The organism is Streptomyces koelreuteriae (assembly GCF_018604545.1).
GTDB classification, from domain to species: domain Bacteria; phylum Actinomycetota; class Actinomycetes; order Streptomycetales; family Streptomycetaceae; genus Streptomyces; species Streptomyces koelreuteriae.
Window position 1 is genome coordinate 8,053,802 of record NZ_CP075896.1, and the last position, 17,095, is coordinate 8,070,896.

The 17,095-nt window shown below is 72.3% G+C and carries 15 protein-coding genes; 11 read left to right on the forward strand and 4 right to left on the reverse strand.

The window, feature by feature from the left end:
• Position 1: 1 nt before the first annotated feature.
• On the reverse strand, positions 2-1,126 hold the full coding sequence (locus tag KJK29_RS36225; protein WP_215123442.1) for a polyamine ABC transporter substrate-binding protein: 1,125 nt from the start codon (positions 1,124-1,126) through the stop codon (positions 2-4).
• A gap of 195 nt (positions 1,127-1,321) precedes the next feature.
• Positions 1,322-2,497 carry an aromatic ring-hydroxylating oxygenase subunit alpha gene (locus KJK29_RS36230; RefSeq protein ID WP_215123444.1) on the reverse strand — a complete coding sequence of 392 codons (1,176 nt, stop codon included), beginning with the start codon at positions 2,495-2,497 and terminating at the stop codon, positions 1,322-1,324.
• Positions 2,498-2,825: 328 nt separating this feature from the next.
• Here KJK29_RS36230 and KJK29_RS36235 point away from each other — a divergent pair, with 328 nt between their 5' ends.
• From KJK29_RS36235 to KJK29_RS36275, 9 genes are all read left to right on the forward strand, one after another.
• Positions 2,826-3,242, forward strand: a complete 417-nt coding sequence (locus KJK29_RS36235; protein ID WP_215123445.1) for a hypothetical protein — start codon at positions 2,826-2,828, stop codon at positions 3,240-3,242.
• The gene (locus tag KJK29_RS36240) at positions 3,239-4,462 is read left to right on the forward strand and encodes an NADH-ubiquinone oxidoreductase-F iron-sulfur binding region domain-containing protein (protein WP_215123447.1); all 1,224 of its coding nucleotides are present in this window, start codon (positions 3,239-3,241) and stop codon (positions 4,460-4,462) included. Before KJK29_RS36235 ends, KJK29_RS36240 begins: the two co-directional genes overlap by 4 nt.
• Positions 4,463-4,520: 58 nt before the next feature.
• Positions 4,521-4,712 carry a ferredoxin gene (locus tag KJK29_RS36245; RefSeq protein WP_215123448.1) on the forward strand — a complete coding sequence of 64 codons (192 nt, stop codon included), beginning with the start codon at positions 4,521-4,523 and terminating at the stop codon, positions 4,710-4,712.
• Between the two features lies 1 nt (position 4,713).
• Positions 4,714-6,768 carry an acetate--CoA ligase family protein gene (locus tag KJK29_RS36250; protein ID WP_215123450.1) on the forward strand — a complete coding sequence of 685 codons (2,055 nt, stop codon included), beginning with the start codon at positions 4,714-4,716 and terminating at the stop codon, positions 6,766-6,768.
• A 20-nt stretch (positions 6,769-6,788) separates the two neighbouring features.
• Positions 6,789-7,961: an acyl-CoA dehydrogenase family protein gene (locus KJK29_RS36255; protein ID WP_215123452.1), complete on the forward strand. Its 1,173-nt coding sequence runs from the start codon at positions 6,789-6,791 to the stop codon at positions 7,959-7,961.
• A 29-nt stretch (positions 7,962-7,990) separates the two neighbouring features.
• A complete protein-coding gene (locus tag KJK29_RS36260; protein ID WP_215123454.1) occupies positions 7,991-9,163 on the forward strand; it encodes an acyl-CoA dehydrogenase family protein in 1,173 nt (390 codons plus the stop codon).
• 34 nt (positions 9,164-9,197) lie between these two features.
• Positions 9,198-10,100 (forward strand): 3-hydroxybutyryl-CoA dehydrogenase, encoded by a 903-nt coding sequence (locus KJK29_RS36265; RefSeq protein WP_215123456.1) that lies wholly within the window; start codon positions 9,198-9,200, stop codon positions 10,098-10,100.
• Between the two features lie 47 nt (positions 10,101-10,147).
• Entirely contained in the window at positions 10,148-10,759 is a 612-nt protein-coding gene (locus KJK29_RS36270; protein WP_215123458.1) for a TetR/AcrR family transcriptional regulator, read from the forward strand.
• 78 nt (positions 10,760-10,837) lie between these two features.
• Positions 10,838-11,575, forward strand: coding sequence for an SDR family oxidoreductase (locus tag KJK29_RS36275; RefSeq protein ID WP_215123459.1), 738 nt, complete (start codon positions 10,838-10,840; stop codon positions 11,573-11,575).
• Positions 11,576-11,587: 12 nt separating this feature from the next.
• On the opposite strand, the gene KJK29_RS36280 is transcribed toward KJK29_RS36275, so the two are convergent.
• Both KJK29_RS36280 and KJK29_RS36285 read right to left on the reverse strand, forming a co-directional pair.
• A complete protein-coding gene (locus KJK29_RS36280) occupies positions 11,588-12,499 on the reverse strand; it encodes an RNA polymerase sigma-70 factor (RefSeq protein WP_215123461.1) in 912 nt (303 codons plus the stop codon).
• 70 nt (positions 12,500-12,569) lie between these two features.
• Positions 12,570-14,249 (reverse strand): NAD-dependent malic enzyme, encoded by a 1,680-nt coding sequence (locus KJK29_RS36285; protein ID WP_215123463.1) that lies wholly within the window; start codon positions 14,247-14,249, stop codon positions 12,570-12,572.
• Between the two features lie 119 nt (positions 14,250-14,368).
• Here KJK29_RS36285 and KJK29_RS36290 point away from each other — a divergent pair, with 119 nt between their 5' ends.
• Entirely contained in the window at positions 14,369-15,973 is a 1,605-nt protein-coding gene (locus KJK29_RS36290) for a hypothetical protein (protein WP_215123464.1), read from the forward strand.
• A 1-nt stretch (position 15,974) separates the two neighbouring features.
• On the forward strand, positions 15,975-17,066 hold the full coding sequence (locus KJK29_RS36295; protein WP_215123466.1) for an NADH-quinone oxidoreductase subunit B family protein: 1,092 nt from the start codon (positions 15,975-15,977) through the stop codon (positions 17,064-17,066).
• The last annotated feature ends 29 nt before the right edge of the window (positions 17,067-17,095 follow it).

Consider the following 17,095-nt stretch of genomic DNA (forward strand, 5'->3'; position numbering starts at 1 on the left):
CTCAGCCCGCCTTCACATGGGTCCAGGCGGCGTCGCGGGCGTCCTCCGCCGCGCGGCCGCCGTTGCGGAAGAACAGGTCGGCCTTCAGATCGGCCTCGGTGACGAGGCACTCGGGGAAGGGCTCGACCAGGTCGGCGTAGACCTTCTCGGCGCCCGCGACCGGCATCGGGTAGCCGATGTACTCGATGTTCCGCTTCACGTTCTCCGGCCGCAGCATGTAGTCGATGAACAGCATCGCGGTGCCGGGGTGGGGCGCGTTCCAGGGGATGGCGTAGCAGTCGGAGTTGATCGGCGAGCCCTCCTTGGGGGCCTGGAAGCCGAACACCGACGGGTCCTCGGCCTGGTTGAGCATGGCGGCCATGTCGCCGCTCCAGGCCTGCTGGATCAGCGCGTTGCCGTTGAGGAGGTTGTTGTAGCTGTCGCTGGAGAAGCCGCGCAGCCGCGGTCGCAGGGTGCCCAGCAGGGAGGTGATCCGGTCGAGGTCGCCGGTGTCACCGGAACTGACGTCGAGGCCGAGCGCGAGGGCGCCCATGCCGAGCACCTCGTCGCGGTCGTCCAGCAGGAAGACCTTGCCCTTGCCCCTGTCGCTCCACAGGTCCTTCCAGCTGTCGGCGAGTTCACCGATCCGGTCGCGACGCCAGCCGATACCGGTCTTGTACGCCGTGAAGGGCACCGTGTGCGCCGAGCCGGGGTCGTACCAGGGGTCGGCGAAGTAGTCGTAGGTGCCGAACACGGCGCGGGCGTTGGTGAGCCGGGAGTGGTCGATACGGCGCAGCCGGCCGCCGCGGACCAGGCGCTGGGCCCATTTGGCCGAGGGGAAGACGACGTCGTAGCGGTTGCCGGCGTTGAGCTTGGCGACCATGCCTTCCATCGAGTCGAAGTTCGACTGGACGACCTTGACGCCGTACTCCTTCTCGAAGCCCCTGAACACGGCCGGGTCGACGTAGTCGGCCCAGTTGAAGTAGACGAGATCGCCGTCGACGCGCGGCTCGACCGGAGCGAGCCGGTCGGCGTCGGGTTTCTTCGCGGGCATGAACCCGCAGCCGCCGGCCGCGGCGCCCAGCAGGCCGCAGGCGCCCGCCCGCAGCACGGCGCGACGGGACGGCGGTATTACCTCGGGGGACATGAACGTCCTCTCCGTCGAGGAACGGCACAACTCCAGGGCGGGACCGGCTGGTCGGCTCACTTCAGGCCCTGATTCCGCAGTGATGACCGGTCTGGGGAGGGTGCGTACGCGCGGCTCAGAAGGCGCGCGGTAAGGACGACAGGAGCCGCACGGCGGCGTCGCGCGGATGCGGTGAGTCGGCTGCTCCGAAGGGCCTCACTCGGTGATCCCCTCCAGGTCCTCCCGGACCCGGCGCGCGAACCAGCCGACGGCGGCCTCGCGCTGCGAGAGCGGGCCCGGCTCGAAACCGGGGGTGCCCATCCCGGCCTGCACCCGCTCCACCAGCTCGGCGTCCTCGTCGTTGGTGACCCAGCCGATGTGGATGTTGAGCCGCCGGGCCAGCCGGGTGCGGACGTCCTCGCCGTGCTTGGTGTAGAAGGCGCCGGGGATCGCCGCCCGGTCCTGGGCGGTGGGCAGGGCGGTCCACGCGAGCACGTGGTCAGGGTAGAAGTCGATGAGCGTATTGGGGTAGATCACGGCGTACCGCCACACCCGCCGGTCGGCCTCGGCCAGCCCCGGCATGGGGGTCGCCAGCCGCTGGTAGAGCCGCTCGGTCCAGTTCGAGGACGGCTTGTCGCGCAGCGGGGACTCGAACAGAACGTAGTTCTCCCGCACGTCCACCGTGTACGCCTGGTAGTCGAGCAGTCGCATGAGGGAGGGGTGGGCCACGGGGACGTGGTAGCCCTCCAGATAGTTGTCGACGATCACCTTCCAGTTGGCGTTCTGCTCCTCGCCGCCGGTCAGATCGTGGATGCGGTGCTTGCCGACGGGTACCAGACCGGGCCCCGCGTAGCGGCCGACGGCCTCGGCGAGCCCGGCGCAGGACTCGGAGAGCGGTGTCGCCTCCAGGTCGAGGTTGACGAAGACGAAGCCGAGGAAGGACTCGACATTGACCGGATGCAGGCCCAGCTTGGGCTTGTCCAGGCAGGGGATCCGGCGGGCCTCGGGGGCGCCGACCAGCCGTCCGTCCAGTTTGTAGGTCCAGCCGTGGTACGGGCAGCGGATCGCCTTGCCCGACGGCTCGGGGGCGGAGACCAGGCGGGTGCCGCGGTGCCGGCAGACATTGAGGTGGGCCGCGAGGCCGCCGTCCTCGGTCCGGACGACCAGCACCTCCCGGCCGGCGGCGGTGGCGGTGAGCCGGGCGCCCGGCCCCGGCAGGTCGGACTCGTGGCAGACGAGCTGCCAGGACTTGGCGAAGATCCGCTCGGTCTCGGCCTCGGCGACGGCCGGATCGGTGTAGTAGCGGGCGGGCAGCGCTTCCCCGGGGTGCTCGAGCGGCGACTCCGGTGGGGACGAGGCGAGGCTCTCTGCCCGGGTGGTCGAGGGGTGCATGGGGTCCTCCTCCGCGCCGCTGCGGCGGCGATGGGCGGTGAGGCTGTGGCCGGTGCGGCGCCAGGAGCTGCCGCGATCGGCTGACTGATTGGTTAGTCAGACTGGGACCACCGCGGAGGCAAGTCAAGACTTGTGGGCTGACTAATTGGTTAGTTAGTCTCGTGGCAGGCGGCTGGCCGGGATCCGACGACGGATGCCCAGGCATACCCCGCCCCCGTACAGCTTCCCCGCCCCTCTCCTCACGGCGCCGGAGCATCCCCACTCCCGTCATCGCCGCGCCACCCCCGTCTGCGGACCACCCGGAGACGGCGCGACCCCGGAGGCACGCATGAGCGATCGCCGAAGTCTGGTTTGGCTCGGCCTCACGCCCGAGCCCGAACAGGAGCTGCCCACCGCGGTGGCCGCCTTGCGGGCCCGGGCGGACGGCCGCCCGCCGTCGCCCCTCGTCGCCGCCGAGCGACAGCGGGTCGAGCGGCTGGTGCTGCGCGGCACACAGCGTGGCTGGCTGCGCTACCTGCGCGAAGTCACGGATCTGGTCGTCGAGGCGGCGGGATCCCGGACCGCCGACCCGGGGGCGGCCGTGCTGGCCGGAGAGGTCGTCCTCGACCACCACCGCATGCTGATCGGCCTGCCCGGCGCCGGCTACGAGCGCACCGCCGTACAGCGGCGAGAGCTGGAGGGGGCGCTGGTCCGGCTGAGGTCTCGCGAACCCCTGGGACACTCCGAGCTCGGGAGCACCCTGTGACCGGCGTGATCTCCCTCCTCCCCGAACACGTCCTGATCCCGCCGTCCACCGGCGCCGAGGGCCTCTCCCGGTATCTCGCCGGGGGCGGCTACGCGCCGGTGCCCGAGCCCGACCGGTTGCTCGACCTGATCGGCGCGGCGGGACTGCGCGGCCGGGGCGGCGCCGGATTCCCCGCCGCCGTCAAGCTCCGCGCCGTCCGTGACGCACCGGGCCCGCACGTCGTCGTCGCCAACGGCGAAGAGGGCGAACCAGGCTCTGTCAAGGACCGCTGGCTGCTGCGCCACCGGCCGCACGCGGTCCTGGACGGACTGCGGCTGGCCGCCGCCGTCACCCGGGCGGGACGCGGCTGTGTGTACCTCTCCGACGACCCGGCCGAGCAGGCGGTCCGGCGCGCGCTCGCCGAGCGGCCCTCCGACCTGCCCGTGGACGTCGTACGGACGGAGCACACCTACGTGGCGGGGGAGGAGACGGCGGTCGTACGACGGATCGACGGCGGTCCTGCCCTGCCCACCGCGAAACCACCGCGCCCGTTCGAAAGCGGGGTCGGCGGTGCGCCCACCCTCGTCGCCAATGTGGAGACCCTGGCCCGTATCGCGCTGATCCACGCGCGGCCCGACGCCACGGACCTCGTCGCCGGTGCACAGCTGGTGACCCTCTCGGGTGCCGGGGACGCCGCGCTCGTCGAGGTGCCCGCCGGTACGCATCTGAAGGTCCTCGCCGACCTCCGCGGATACGGCAGGGCGGAAGCGGTCCTGCTGGGCGGCCTGTTCGGCGGTCTGTACGGCGAGGGCTGGACGGACCTGCCGCTCGATCACGACCAGATGCGCGCGGCCGGGGGTGCGCTCGGGTGCGGAGCGCTGTACTTCACCGGTCCGCGCGACTGCCCGCTCGCCGTGGCCGTGGAGGCCGTCTCCTATCTCGCGGCCCAGAGCGCCCGGCAGTGCGGGGTGTGCGTCTCCGGCACCGGGGCGCTGGCCGACACCCTCGCGGCGGTCGCACGCGGCGAGGCCGGCGATGACGCGGTCGGCAAGCTGCGCCGCTGGTCGGAGCAACTGCCCGGCCGCGGGGCCTGCGGGCTGCTCGACGCCGCCGCCCGGATCGCGGGCACCCTCCTCACCCACTTCCCGGACCGGATCGACACCCACCACCGCCCCGGCTGCCCCGCCTGCGCGGGCGCCGCACCCGAGGACGGGCGCCGCTTCACCGTGCCGGTGCCCTGAGCCATACCCCGCTCTTCCCTTACGTCCCCCGGCCCCCGCCGCTCCGAAAGGACCCGCCGTGAAACTCCTGCTGGACTCGACCCGCTGCCATGGCTACGGCCTCTGCCAGGAACCCGCACCCGAGCTGATCGAGCTCGACGAGTGGGGCTACGCGCAGGTCCGCCCGGCCGAGGTGTCGCACGGCGACGAGGACGCCGCCGAGGCCGCCGTCGCCGCCTGCCCCAACTCCGCGCTGCGACTGGAGAAGTGACATGGGACGCGACCTCTCCGCCCTCTTCGACCCCGTCTCCGTCGCCGTCGTCGGAGCCAGCGACGACCCGGCCAAGTACGGCCACGCCATCGCCGCCCAGGCCGTCCGTGCAGGCGGCCGGCGCCCCGTGCACATGGTCAACCGCCGTGGCGGCACGGTGCTCGGCCGCACCGTCGCCCCCAGCCTCAGCGCCATCGGCGAACCCGTCGACCTGGCGGTGGTCTCCGTGCCCGCCGCCGGTTTCGAGGACGCCGTCGACGAGGCCCTGCGGTGCGGGGCCCGGGCGATCGTCGCGATCACCGCCGGCTTCGCCGAGACCGGCGAGGCGGGCCGGACACGGCAGCAGGCCGTCGCCGAACGCGTCCGCGCCGCCGGTGCCGTGATGGTCGGCCCCAACTGCCTGGGGATCGCCGACAACACCACCGACCTCTTCCTGGCCTCCGACACCTTCACCCCGGGCGGTGTCGCGCTGCTCAGCCAGAGCGGCAACCTCGCCCTCGAACTCCAGCTCCGCTTCCGCCCGCACGGCCTCGGCTTCTCCCGGTTCGTGTCGCTCGGCAACCAGGCCGACGTCACCCTCGTCGACCTGCTCGCCGACTGCGCCCGCCACGAGGGCACCCGGGCCATCGCGGTCTACGCCGAGGACTTCGGCGACGGACGCGCCTTCGCCGAGGCCGCCGCCGACGCCGGAAAGCCGGTGGTGCTCCTCACCGCCGGGCGCGGGGACGCCTCCGCGCGCAGCGCGCAGTCGCACACCGGCGCGCTCACCACCTCGGCCGATGTGGTGAGCGCGGCCTGCCGGGACGCCGGTGTGGAACTGGTCGCCACCCCGCGTGAACTCACCGTCGCGTTGGCCGCGTTGGGCGGTGGACGCCGGGCGGCCGGAGACCGGGTGGCCGTACTCACGGACGGCGGCGGGCACGGCGTCGTCGCCGCCGACGCCGTGGAGGCGGCCGGGCTGGCCGTGCCCGAACTCCGGGAGCCGACCAGGCGACAGCTCCGCGAAGCCCTCTGGGAGCCGTCGGCCGTCGTCAACCCGGTGGACCTCGCCGGGATGGGCGAGCAGGACCCCGGCTCGTACGCCGAGACCGTCGATGCCCTCCTGGCGGCCGAGGAGGTCGACGCCGTGCTGATGACCGGCTACTTCGGCGGCTACGCGGCCGCCGGAGGCGGTCTCGGCGGTGGCGGTGCGGCGCTCGCGGCCGGGGAACAGGACGCCGCGCGCCTCATCGCCGCCCGGCACCGGGCCACCGCCAAACCCATCGTGGTGCAGTCGATGTACCCCGAGTCCCCGAGCTGCCGCACGCTCGCCGCCGCCGGCATACCGGTCTTCGCCGCCACCGAGGACGCGGCCCGCGCCCTCGCCGCGACCGCTCCCGTCGGCCGCCGCACCGGGGTCACACCGCTGCCCCGGCCGGCGTCCCCGCTGCGCGAGAGCGGCTACCTGGAGACCCGCAGAGCCCTGGAGGAAGCCGGACTCGCCTTCCCCGCCGCCCGCGAGGTCCACGACGAGGCCGAACTCCACGCAGTCACAGAGGAGTTCGGAGGGCCGTACGTCCTCAAGGCCCTCCACCTCCTGCACAAGTCCGACGCCGGGGGAGTGGCACTCGGCCTGGCCGGGCCCGGCGAACTGCTCGCCGCCTTCCGCGAGATGCGTGCCCGGCTCGGTGCCTCCTCCTACTCCGTGGAGGCCATGGCCGACCTGACCGACGGCATCGAGCTGATCGTGGGCGTCAACCGGGACCCCCGCTTCGGCCCCGTCGCCATGGTGGGCCTGGGCGGTGTGCTGGCGGAGGCTCTGCACGACGTCGCCTTCACCCTCGCCCCCGTCTCCGCCGACCGGGCCGAGACCCTGCTGCGCGGACTGCGCACCGCCGCTCTGCTCGACGGGGTGCGGGGCAAGCCACCCGTCGACGTCGTCGCCGCCGCGAAGGCCGTCGAGACGATCACGGCGTTTGCCGCCGCCCACCCGGAGATCGCCGAGATCGAGGTCAACCCCCTGCTCGTACGCCCCGACGGCGTGCTCGCCCTCGACTCCCGAGCCGTACTCGCCTGACCCCACTGGAAGAGGCCCCCATGGACCTGCGCTACACCCCCGAGCAGACCGATCTGAAGCGTCGCGCCGCCGACTACGCACGGCTGCTCATGCGCTACGAGGACCAGTCCGAGCAGGCGGGCGGCCCGCTGCCGCAGCAGCTCGTGACCGAACTGACCCGGGCCGCCATGGACGCCGGCGTCTACGCCATCAACATGCCCGCCGAATGGGGCGGCGCCGGGCTCAGCCTGCTCGACCAGGTCATCGTCGAGGAGGAGTTCGGCAAGGTCACCAACTGCCTGTGGGACATCCCCTGGCGGCCCGCCAACGTCCTGGCCTACGGCGACGAGCGGCAGCGCGAGAAGTACCTGCTGCCCGTGATCCGCGCGGAGAAGTTCGACGCGTTCGCGGTGACCGAGCCGGGCGCGGGATCCGACCCGTCCTCCGGCACCTCCACGGCCGACCGCACCGACGGCGGCTGGGTGCTCAACGGCGAGAAGTGGTTCGTCACCTGCGGCGACATCGCCGACTTCCTGCTGGTGCAGGCGGACGCCGGACCCGAGCGGCAGCCCACCCTGTTCTTCGTGGACCGGGCCGCGCCCGGCGTCGAGATGACCCGGGTGCCGCACTTCATGCACTCCGCCGTCAACGGGCACCCCGAGTTCACCTTCACCGACGTCTTCGTGGCCGACGAGGACGTGCTCGGCGGCGTCGGCAACGGCTACGAGCTGACCAAGGAATGGTTCACCGACGAACGCCTGATGATCGCGGCCCGGACCGTCGGCGCGGCCGAGCGTGCCCTGCGACTCGCCCGTGACTGGGCCGTGGAGCGCGAGCAGTTCGGGGCGCCCATCGCCTCGTACCAGCTGATCCAGGGCATGCTCGCGGACTGCGCCGTGGACATCGCCGTCAACCGCGCCTACACCCACCAGGTCGCCTGGGAGGCCGACCAGCCCGGCACCGACCGCAAGACGCTGCACGCCAAGGCCTCCACCGCCAAACTCGCCGCCAGCGAGGCCGCCGGCCGGGTCGCCGACCGCTGTCTGCAGATCTTCGGCGGCCGGGGCTACGACCGCACCTACCCCGTCGAGCGCATGTACCGCGAACTGCGCGTCGACCGGATCTGGGAGGGCACCTCCGAGATCCAGCGGCTGATCATCGCCAACGAGCTCATCAAGCGCGGCACCCGCGCCCTCGCCCTGCCCACGCACTGACTCCCCATCCTTCACCAGCGAGGACTTCCATGGACTTCCGTCTCACCCCGCGCCAGGCACAGCTCAAGGCCGAGGCGCGCGCCCTCACCGACTTCATCGCCACCTACGAGACCCAGTGCGAGGAGGACAACGGCCTGCCCGCCGACGCCCACGCCAAGGTCCGTGACGCCGTCCTCGACGCCGGACTCCAGGCCGTCAACATGCCCGCCGAGTGGGGCGGCGCCGGACTCACCATCGCCGAACAGGCCACCGTGCAGGAGGAGCTGGGGCGGCTCACCGGCGCCCTGTGGGACATGGTGTGGCGGCCCGCCAACGCGCTCCGCTTCTGCACCCCCGAGCAGCGCGAGCGGTTCCTCATCCCGGTGATCAACGGCGAGCGGCGCGACTGCTACGCCGTCACCGAGCCCGGCGCCGGGTCCGACCCGCAGAACCTCGCCACCACCGCCACCCGGAACGACCAGGGCTGGGTGCTCAACGGCGAGAAGTGGTTCGTCACCGTCGGCGACCACGCCGACTTCATGATCGTCCTCGCGGCGGCGGGCCCGGAGCGCGCACCGACCCTCTTCCTGGTCGACAAGGACACCCCCGGCATCGAGATGACCCGGGTCCCGCGCTGGATGCACACCTTCGTCTACGAGCACCCCGAGTTCACCTTCACCGACGTCCAGGTCGGCGATGACGCCGTCCTCGGCGGCATCGGCGAGGGCTACGACATCACGCGCTCCTGGTTCACCGAGGAGCGCCTGATGATCGCCGCCCGTACCATCGGCGCGGCCGAGCGGGCGCTGGAACTCTCCCGTGACTGGGCCGTGGAGCGGGAGCAGTTCGGGGCGCCGATCTCCTCGTACCAGCTGATCCAGGGCATGCTCGCCGACTGCGCCGTGGACATCGCCGTCAACCGCGCCTACACCCACCAGGTCGCCTGGGAGATCGACCAGGCCACGGCGGAGGACCGCAAGACCCTGCACGCCAAGGCGGCCATCGCCAAGCTCTCGGCGAGCGAGGCCTCGGGGCGCGTGATCGACCGCTGCCTCCAGATCCACGGCGGGCGCGGCTACGACCGCTCCTACGCCGTCGAACGGCTCTATCGCGAGCTGCGCGTGGACCGCATCTGGGAGGGCACCTCCGAGATCCAGCGGCTGATCATCGCCAACGAACTCGTCAAGCGCGGCACGGGCGTCCTGGACCTGCCCGCCGCCTGAGCCGCATCGTCGCAGACCGGAGAGAGGAAGACGGATGACCGACATCAAGCGCGTGGGAGTCGTCGGCTGCGGGCTGATGGGCGCCGGCATCGCCGAGGTCTGCGCACGGGCCGACGTACCGGTCACGGTCGTGGAGCGCGACGCGGAGGCGGCCCGGGCCGGCCGCCTCCGCATCACCCGCTCGCTCGACCGGGCCACCGCACACGGCAGACTGAGCGACGAACGACGGGAGGCCGCCGACGCCTTGATCACCGTCGTGCATGAACTCGAGGCACTGCACGACCACGACCTGGTCATCGAAGCGGTCGCCGAGGACGAGGCCCTCAAGGTCGACGTCTTCACCCGCCTCGACTCCGTGCTCACCGGCGACCACACCATTCTGGCGACCAACACCTCCTCCATCCCGGTCATCAGGCTCGCCGCCGCGACGACCCGGCCCGACCGGGTCGTCGGGGTGCACTTCTTCAACCCCGTACCGGTCCTGCGCCTCGTCGAACTCGTGCCCTCGCTGCTCACCTCGCCCGTCACGGCGGCACGGGCCGAGGAGTTCGTCACCGGTACTCTCGGCAAGGAGGTGGTCCGGACCCGCGACAAGGCCGGGTTCGTCGTCAACGCGCTGCTCGTGCCGTATCTGCTGGCGGCCGTCCGCATGGTGGAGTCGGGCAGCGCGACCGTCGAGGACGTCGACCGGGGCATGGTCCTCGGCTGCGCGCATCCGCTGGGCCCGCTGGCCCTGACGGACCTCATCGGCCTCGACACCACACGCGCCATCGCCGAGTCGCTGTACGCCGAGTTCCGCGAGCCCCAGTACTCGCCGCCCCCGCTGCTGTCCCGGATGGTGGAGGCCGGTCTGCTGGGGCGGAAGTCCGGGCGGGGCTTCCACACGTACGACGAAGAGCCGCGGCACGAGGCCCCCGTACCGGCGAGGCGGCCGTGAGGGAAGATGGTCATGGCGTACGACCACCGAACGAGGGGAGCCGCAGGGTGTCCACCAAGGTGCGCACGGCAGACACGCGCGAGCGCATCCTGACCGCGGCGTGCGAGGTCATCGCCGACATCGGGTTCGAGAAGATCCGCATGCGCATGGTCGCCGAGCGCGCCGGAGTGTCGACGGCGCTGCTCCACTACCACTTCGACACCCGCGAGAAGCTGTTCACCGAGGCGATGACCCACTCCTTCGCCCACACCGCCGTCGACCTCGAACACGACGCGGAGACGGCCCCGGCGGCGGTCATCCTGGCCCGCATCCTGCGCAACCTGCTGCCCACCGATCCCCAGCTCCACCAGGACTGGCGGCTCTGGCAGGAACTCTGGGTCAGGGCGCTGCGCGACGAGACCACCCGGGTCTTCGCCGTGGACCTCTACGCGCAGTTGCACGCCTGGGTGGGGGACGCGGTACGGCGCGGTATCGACTCCGGCGAGTTCACGCCGACCGACGTCGACGACCTCAGCACGCTCGTGCTGTCCCTGAGCGACGGCTACGGCATCCGCCTCATGCTGCGCGACCCGACGGTCACCCTCGACACGGCCCTCACCGCCGTATGGCGCCATGTCTCTACCGCACTCGGCCTGCCGGACACCGTCCCGACGGAGTGAGATCGCCGCCGGCTGTCACAGACCCGGACGCCGCCCTGTCTCTCTGGTGAGTCAGTCAACCAGTGAACGGAGACAGTGATGAAGATCGTGGTCGTCGGCGGTACGGGCCTCATCGGCTCGCAGGTGGTCACGCTGCTGCGTGACAAGGGACACGAGGCCGTGGCCGCCGCCCCCACCACGGGCGTCGACACCCTCACCGGCGAGGGACTTGCCGAGGTCCTCAAGGGCGCGGACGTGGTCGTGGACGTGTCGAACTCGCCGTCCTTCGACACCGAACCGGCCCTGGACTTCTTCACCCGCTCGGCGCGGAACCTGTTCGCCGCCGAGAAGGAGGCGGGCGTCCGGCACCATGTCGGACTGTCCATCGTGGGTGTCGACCAGGTGCCCGGCTACGGCTACTACGAGGCCAAGGTCGCCCAGGAGAACGCCGTGCGCGGCAGCGGCGTGCCCTACAGCCTCGTGCGTGCCACCCAGTTCTTCGAGTTCATCGCCCCGGTGATGGACATGTCCACCGAGGGCGGCGAGGTGCGCCTGCCGTCCCTGCGGCTGCGTCCGATCGCCTCCGCCGAGGTGGCCGCCGCCGTCGCCGAGGCGGCGCAGGGCGAACCGTCGAACGGCATCCGCAACATCGCCGGACCCGAGACCCACGGCCTGGACTGGTTCGGCGAACTCACCCTGGCGGCGAAGCCGGACGGCCGCACCGTCGTCACGGACGAGACCGCCAGTCTGTTCGCCGGCATGCCCGACGTGCTCACCGGCGACGAGAGTGCGCACCTCTCGGCCGTCCGCTACGAGGAGTGGCTCCAGCAGCACTGATGAAGCCAGGGGCTACGGGCGGTCGGTGAGCCTGCGGGCCGACCGCTCGTACGCCCTCAGCTTGTCCGGCGTCAGCACCCAGTAGAGCCCGTCGATGCCGTCCGGGCCCACGGTGGCGCTCACCAGGGCGACGGCGACCCCGTCCCGGGCGAGCAGCAGGCAGGGCTGTCCGTTGGCCTGGACCATGCCGTAGTCGGCCCCGGGGAAGAACTTCTGGGCGAAGGCCGTCACCCTGGCCACGCGCCCGGCCCCCACGATCTCCAGCCGCGCCACACCTCGCATGCCGTTGCCGTCCGCGTACGCGACGACATCGGCCGACAGCACGGTCTCCAGCGCGGCGACGTCACCGTGCCGCGCGGCGGCCACGAAGGCGTCGAGCAGGCGCCGGTGCTGCGCCGTGTCGACCGGTTCCCGCCGCTCGGCGGACAGCCGCTTACGGGCCCGGCTGACGATCTGCCGGGTGTTGGCCTGGCTCAGCTCCAGCATGCCCGCGATCTCGTCGTACGCGTAGTCGAACGCCTCGCGCAGCACGTACGCCGCCCGCTCCACCGGATTCAGTCGCTCCAGGACCAGCAGCACGGCCAGCTCCAGCGCCTCGCCGCGTTCCGCGCCGACCTGCGGATCGACGCTCGTGTCCACGGGCTCCGGCAGCCACGGCCCGACATAGGCCTCGCGGCGCACCCGCGCCGACTGGGCCACGTTGATCGCCAGCCGGGTGGTGATCTTCGCCAGGAACGCCCCGTGATCCCGCACGGCGCTCCGGTCGGCGCCCTGCCAGCGCAGCCACACGTCCTGCACCACGTCCTCGGCCTCGGACACGCTGCCCAGGACGCGGTAGGCGATGCCGAACAGCCGGGGACGCAAGCGCTCGAAGGCGTCCGCCGCCGCGTCCAGCGCGTCGTCGAGGGGCTGCCGCTGGTCCATGCTGCCGATGCCTCCGGGGTCGACCGTCGTGGCTCCGACAGTACGTCCCCCGGAGTGCTCGGACGGGTTCCTAGACCTCGTAGCGGGGTGTCCACTGCGCCTGCGCGACCGCCTTGCGCAGCTCCTCCTCCGTCGCGTGCGGGGCCACCCCGTCCTCGACGGCGGCGAGGGCCGCGGCCAGGGCGATCTCGCGGGCGGAGTCCCGCATCCCGGTCAGGGGCGGCAGCAGCGGCACGGGCCCGTCCACGCCGTCCGCCGCCTGGACCGCGCATTCGGCGACGGCACGGGCGGCGGCCACGAGCATGCGGTCGGTGACGCGGGTGGCACGGCTCGCGGTCACCGCGAGCCCCATGGCCGGGAAGACGTACACGTTGTTGGACTGCGCCACCGGCACCTCGTGCCCGTCCACCGTCAGCGGCGGGAAGGGCGAGCCGGTGGCGATCAGCGCCCGGCCGTCGGTCCAGCGGGTGAGGTCGGCGGGCTCGGCCTCGGAGTGGGAGGTCGGGTTGGAGAGCGGGAAGACGACCGGCCGCTCGCATGTCGAGGCCATCTGCCGCACGATCTCCTCGGTGAACGCGCCGTGAGCCGTCGACAGCCCGATCAGCGCCGTCGGCTCGACGCGGCGCACCACCTCGGCGAGGCCCGTGCCGTCCCAGTCGGTCACCTCGCTGTCGTCGCGCGCGAACACCCGCTGCTGCGGAGTCAGTTCGTCGCGGGAGCGCACCAGCAGGCCGTCGACGTCGAGGATCCAGAACCGCGCCGTGGCCTCGTCCTCCGACAGCCCCTCGTCGACCATCGCCGTACGGATCATGTCGGCGACACCGATGGCCGCCGACCCCGCGCCGAGGATCACCAGCCGCTGGTCGGGCAGCGGAGTGCCCGCCACGTCCGCCGCGGTGGACAGGGCGCCGAGCGCGACGGCAGCCGTGCCCTGGATGTCGTCGTTGAACGTGAGCAGCCGGTCGCGGTAGCGGGCCAGGATCGGATGGGCGTGGGCGGTGGCGAAGTCCTCCCACTGGAGCAGCGTCCCGGGCAGCTCCGCCTCGACCGCCGACACGAAGGCCTCGATCATCTCGTCGTACTCGGCACCGGTCAGCCTGCGGTCACGCCGGCCCAGGTAGCGCGGGTTGTCCAGCAGGGCCTCGTTGTCCGTGCCGACGTCCAGCAGGACCGGCAGCGTACGGGCGGGGTGGATGCCGCCGATCGCCGTGTAGAGGCTGAGCTTGCCGATCGGGATGCCCATGCCGCCCACGCCCTGGTCGCCGAGCCCCAGGATGCGCTGCCCGTCGGTGACGACGATGACGTCCACGTCGTGGTCCGGGTAGGGCCGGTTGCGCAGGATGTCCTGGAAGCGGTGCCGGTCCTCCCAGCTCAGGAACAGCCCGCGCGGCCGCCGGTAGATCTCGCTGAACCGCTGACAGGCCTCACCCACCGTCGGCGTGTAGACGACGGGCAGCAGCTCCTCCAGGTACTCGGTGACCAGACGGTAGAAGAGCACCTCGTTGGTGTCCTGCAGCTGCCGCAGATAGATGTGCCGGTTGAGGGGCTTGTCGTAGCCGCGGAACGCCTCGTAGGCGCGGGCGACCTGCTCGTCCAGGGTCTCCACGGCGGGCGGCAGCAGCCCGTCGAGCCCGAGCCGCGCACGCTCCTCCCGGCTGAAGGCGGTGCCCTTGTTGACCAGCGGGTCGGCCAGGGTCGTGACGGCGGGGCTCGTGGTGGTGCGGGGGTGGTGATTCATGGGCTGGTCCATGACGTGACGACTTCCCCGCCCCGAACGGCCCAACCGAACGCTCCGGAGGAGGCAAGGGCGGGGGAGCGGTGTGACCGTGGTGGAAGGGACGCGCCTGCGTACACGGACGAGGAGGCACGATGGCGGGACTGGTCGAGGGCGGCAGGGCAAGCGCTGCCACGACGGGCGGCGCGCAACAGCCGCCGGAACGGTCCCGGGGCGTCCTCGAGCGGCTCGGCGCCGTCGCCGACGCCGTCCTCTACGAGGGCTACCTCCTCTACCCCTACCGCCGGTCCTCGGCCAAGAACCGCGTCCGATGGCAGTTCGGGGTGCTCTTCCCCCGGGACTGGGTGGAGGCGGACGGCCCCGTCGTCCCCGGCGTGTCGGGCTCCGCCGACTCCTGGTACCAGCAGACCGAGTGCCTCATGCGCGTCCGGCGGCCCGGCGACGCCTCCGTCCGCGTGCGGATCCGCTACCTCCAGACGCAGCGCAAGCAGGTGGAGGACAGCGGCCGGCACCCCGTCGCGTCGCTGCGCACCGACGACGGCACGGTGCATCTGACCTTCGACGAGGCGGTACCGCGCGAGTGCGAGGTCGTGGTCCCCCTCGACGAGCTCCTCGGCACGGGACGCACCGTTCCCGTGGGCGCCGCGGCCGGCGTGGACGTCGAGCTGCTGCCCGCGGGCGCCGGGCGGGTGGTGCGGCACCGCGACGAGGTGCGGGCCGAGGCCACCGTCACCGCCGAGCGACTCACCGACGACCTCTGCCGGCTGCGCGTCCGGACGGCCAACACCGGGACCGCGCCGGAGGGACGGGTCGCACGTGACGAGGCCTTGCGACGCGCCCTCATCGCCACCCACACCCTCATCGGCGGTGACGGGGTGGAGTTCGTCTCGCTGATCGACCCCCCGGCGGACCTGGCGGCACCCGCGCGCGCGTGCCGCAACGAGTTCACCTTCCCCGTCCTCGGCGGCACGGCCGAGGACGGCGGAGCCGAGGACGGGGCAGTCGAGGACGCCGGGCACGGGCACCTCCTGCTGTCCGCGCCGATCATCCTGCCCGACCACCCCCAGGTCGCCCCCGAGAGCCCGGGCGATCTGCACGACGCCGCGGAGATCGACGAGATCCTCACCCTGCGCACCATGCTGCTGACCGACGAGGAGAAGCGCGAGGCGCGGGCCACCGATCCCAGGGCGGCCGCGATCCTCGACCGGGTCGACACCATGCCGCAGGAGGTCTTCGAACGGCTGCACGGCGCCGTCCGCTCCCTGGCACCGGTCGCCGCCCCGGCACTGGCCGCCCCGGCACCGGTCGCCCCTGCGGCGGCCGCAGCCGCGGCCGCCGAACGCCCCGCCTGGTGGCAGGAGGGCGCCGACGACGGTCTCTCGCCGACCACCGACACCGTGCTCGTCGACGGCGTGCCCCTCGGCGGCGGCAGCCGCGTCCGGCTCCGCCCCCGCGTACGGGGCGCCGACGCGCAGGACATGTTCCTGGCCGGCCGGACCGCCGAGGTCGCCGCCGTCTTCCACGACGTGGACGGCAGCGTGCACCTCGCCGTCACCCTCGACGACGACCCCGCGGCCGAACTGCACACCTGGTACGGCCGCTTCCACTACTTCCGGCCCGACGAGCTCGAACCGCTCGCGCCCGCCGGAACCCCGGACGAGCCGTCGGCACCGGCTCCCGCCGCGGCACCAGCGCGGCACACGACCGACTCCGAGACCCCCGCAGCGGAGGCCGACTGACATGACAACGAACAGCGGTACAGCCGAGGTCAGCAAGGAACCCGATCGCGCCGAGGACCGTCAGGGCATCGACGAGATCACCATCCTCTGGATCTCCGAAGGCATGAGCTGCGACGGCGACACCGTCTCGCTGACCGCCGCCGACCAGCCCTCCATCGAGGACCTGGTGCTCGGCCTGATCCCGGGCCTGCCGAAGGTGAACCTGGTCAACAAGGTGCTCTCCCCGAGCCTGGGCGGCGAGGACTTCCTCGCCCCCTACCGGGCCGCCGTACGCGGCGAACTCGCCCCGTTCATCCTCGTCATCGAGGGCTCGGTCCCCAACCAGAACATCATCGAGGGCGACGGCTACTGGACGTCCTTCGGCAACGACCCGGAGACCGGCGAGCCGCAGCCCCTGAACTGGTGGATCGACCAACTGGCCCCCAAGGCCTGGGCCGTGGTGGCCGCCGGCACCTGCGCCACCTTCGGCGGCATCCACGCCATGTCCGGCAACCCCACCGGCTGCATGGGCCTCGCCGACTACCTGGGCTGGGACTACACCTCGCAGGGCGGGCTGCCCATCGTCAACGTGCCCGGCTGCCCGATCCAGCCCGAGAACTTCATGGAGACCCTGGTCTGGGTCCTCTACCACGCGGCCGGTTCCGCACCCCCGCCGCCGCTGGACCACATGCTGCGCCCGCAGTGGCTCTTCGGGAAGACGGTCCACGAGGGCTGCGACCGCGGCTCGTACTACGAGCAGGCCAGCTTCGCCAAGGACTACAACTCGCCCAAGTGCCTGGTCAAAACGGGCTGTTGGGGGCCGGTCGTCAACTGCAACGTGCCCAAGCGCGGCTGGATGGCCGGCATCGGCGGCTGCCCGAACGTCGGCGGCATCTGCATCGGATGCACGATGCCCGGCTTCCCCGACGCGTTCATGCCGTTCATGGACGAGCCTCCGGGCAGCACCCTGTCGTCCATGGTCATCAAGCCCTACGGATCCGTCATCCGCCGGCTGCGCGGCGTGACCAACGAGCTCGTCAACCACGAGCCCAGATGGCGCCACAACAAGCGCAAGCTGACCAGCGGCTACGACCCGCACTGGCGGTCCTCGTGACGCCCGGCACCCACCGCACCACCCACCCC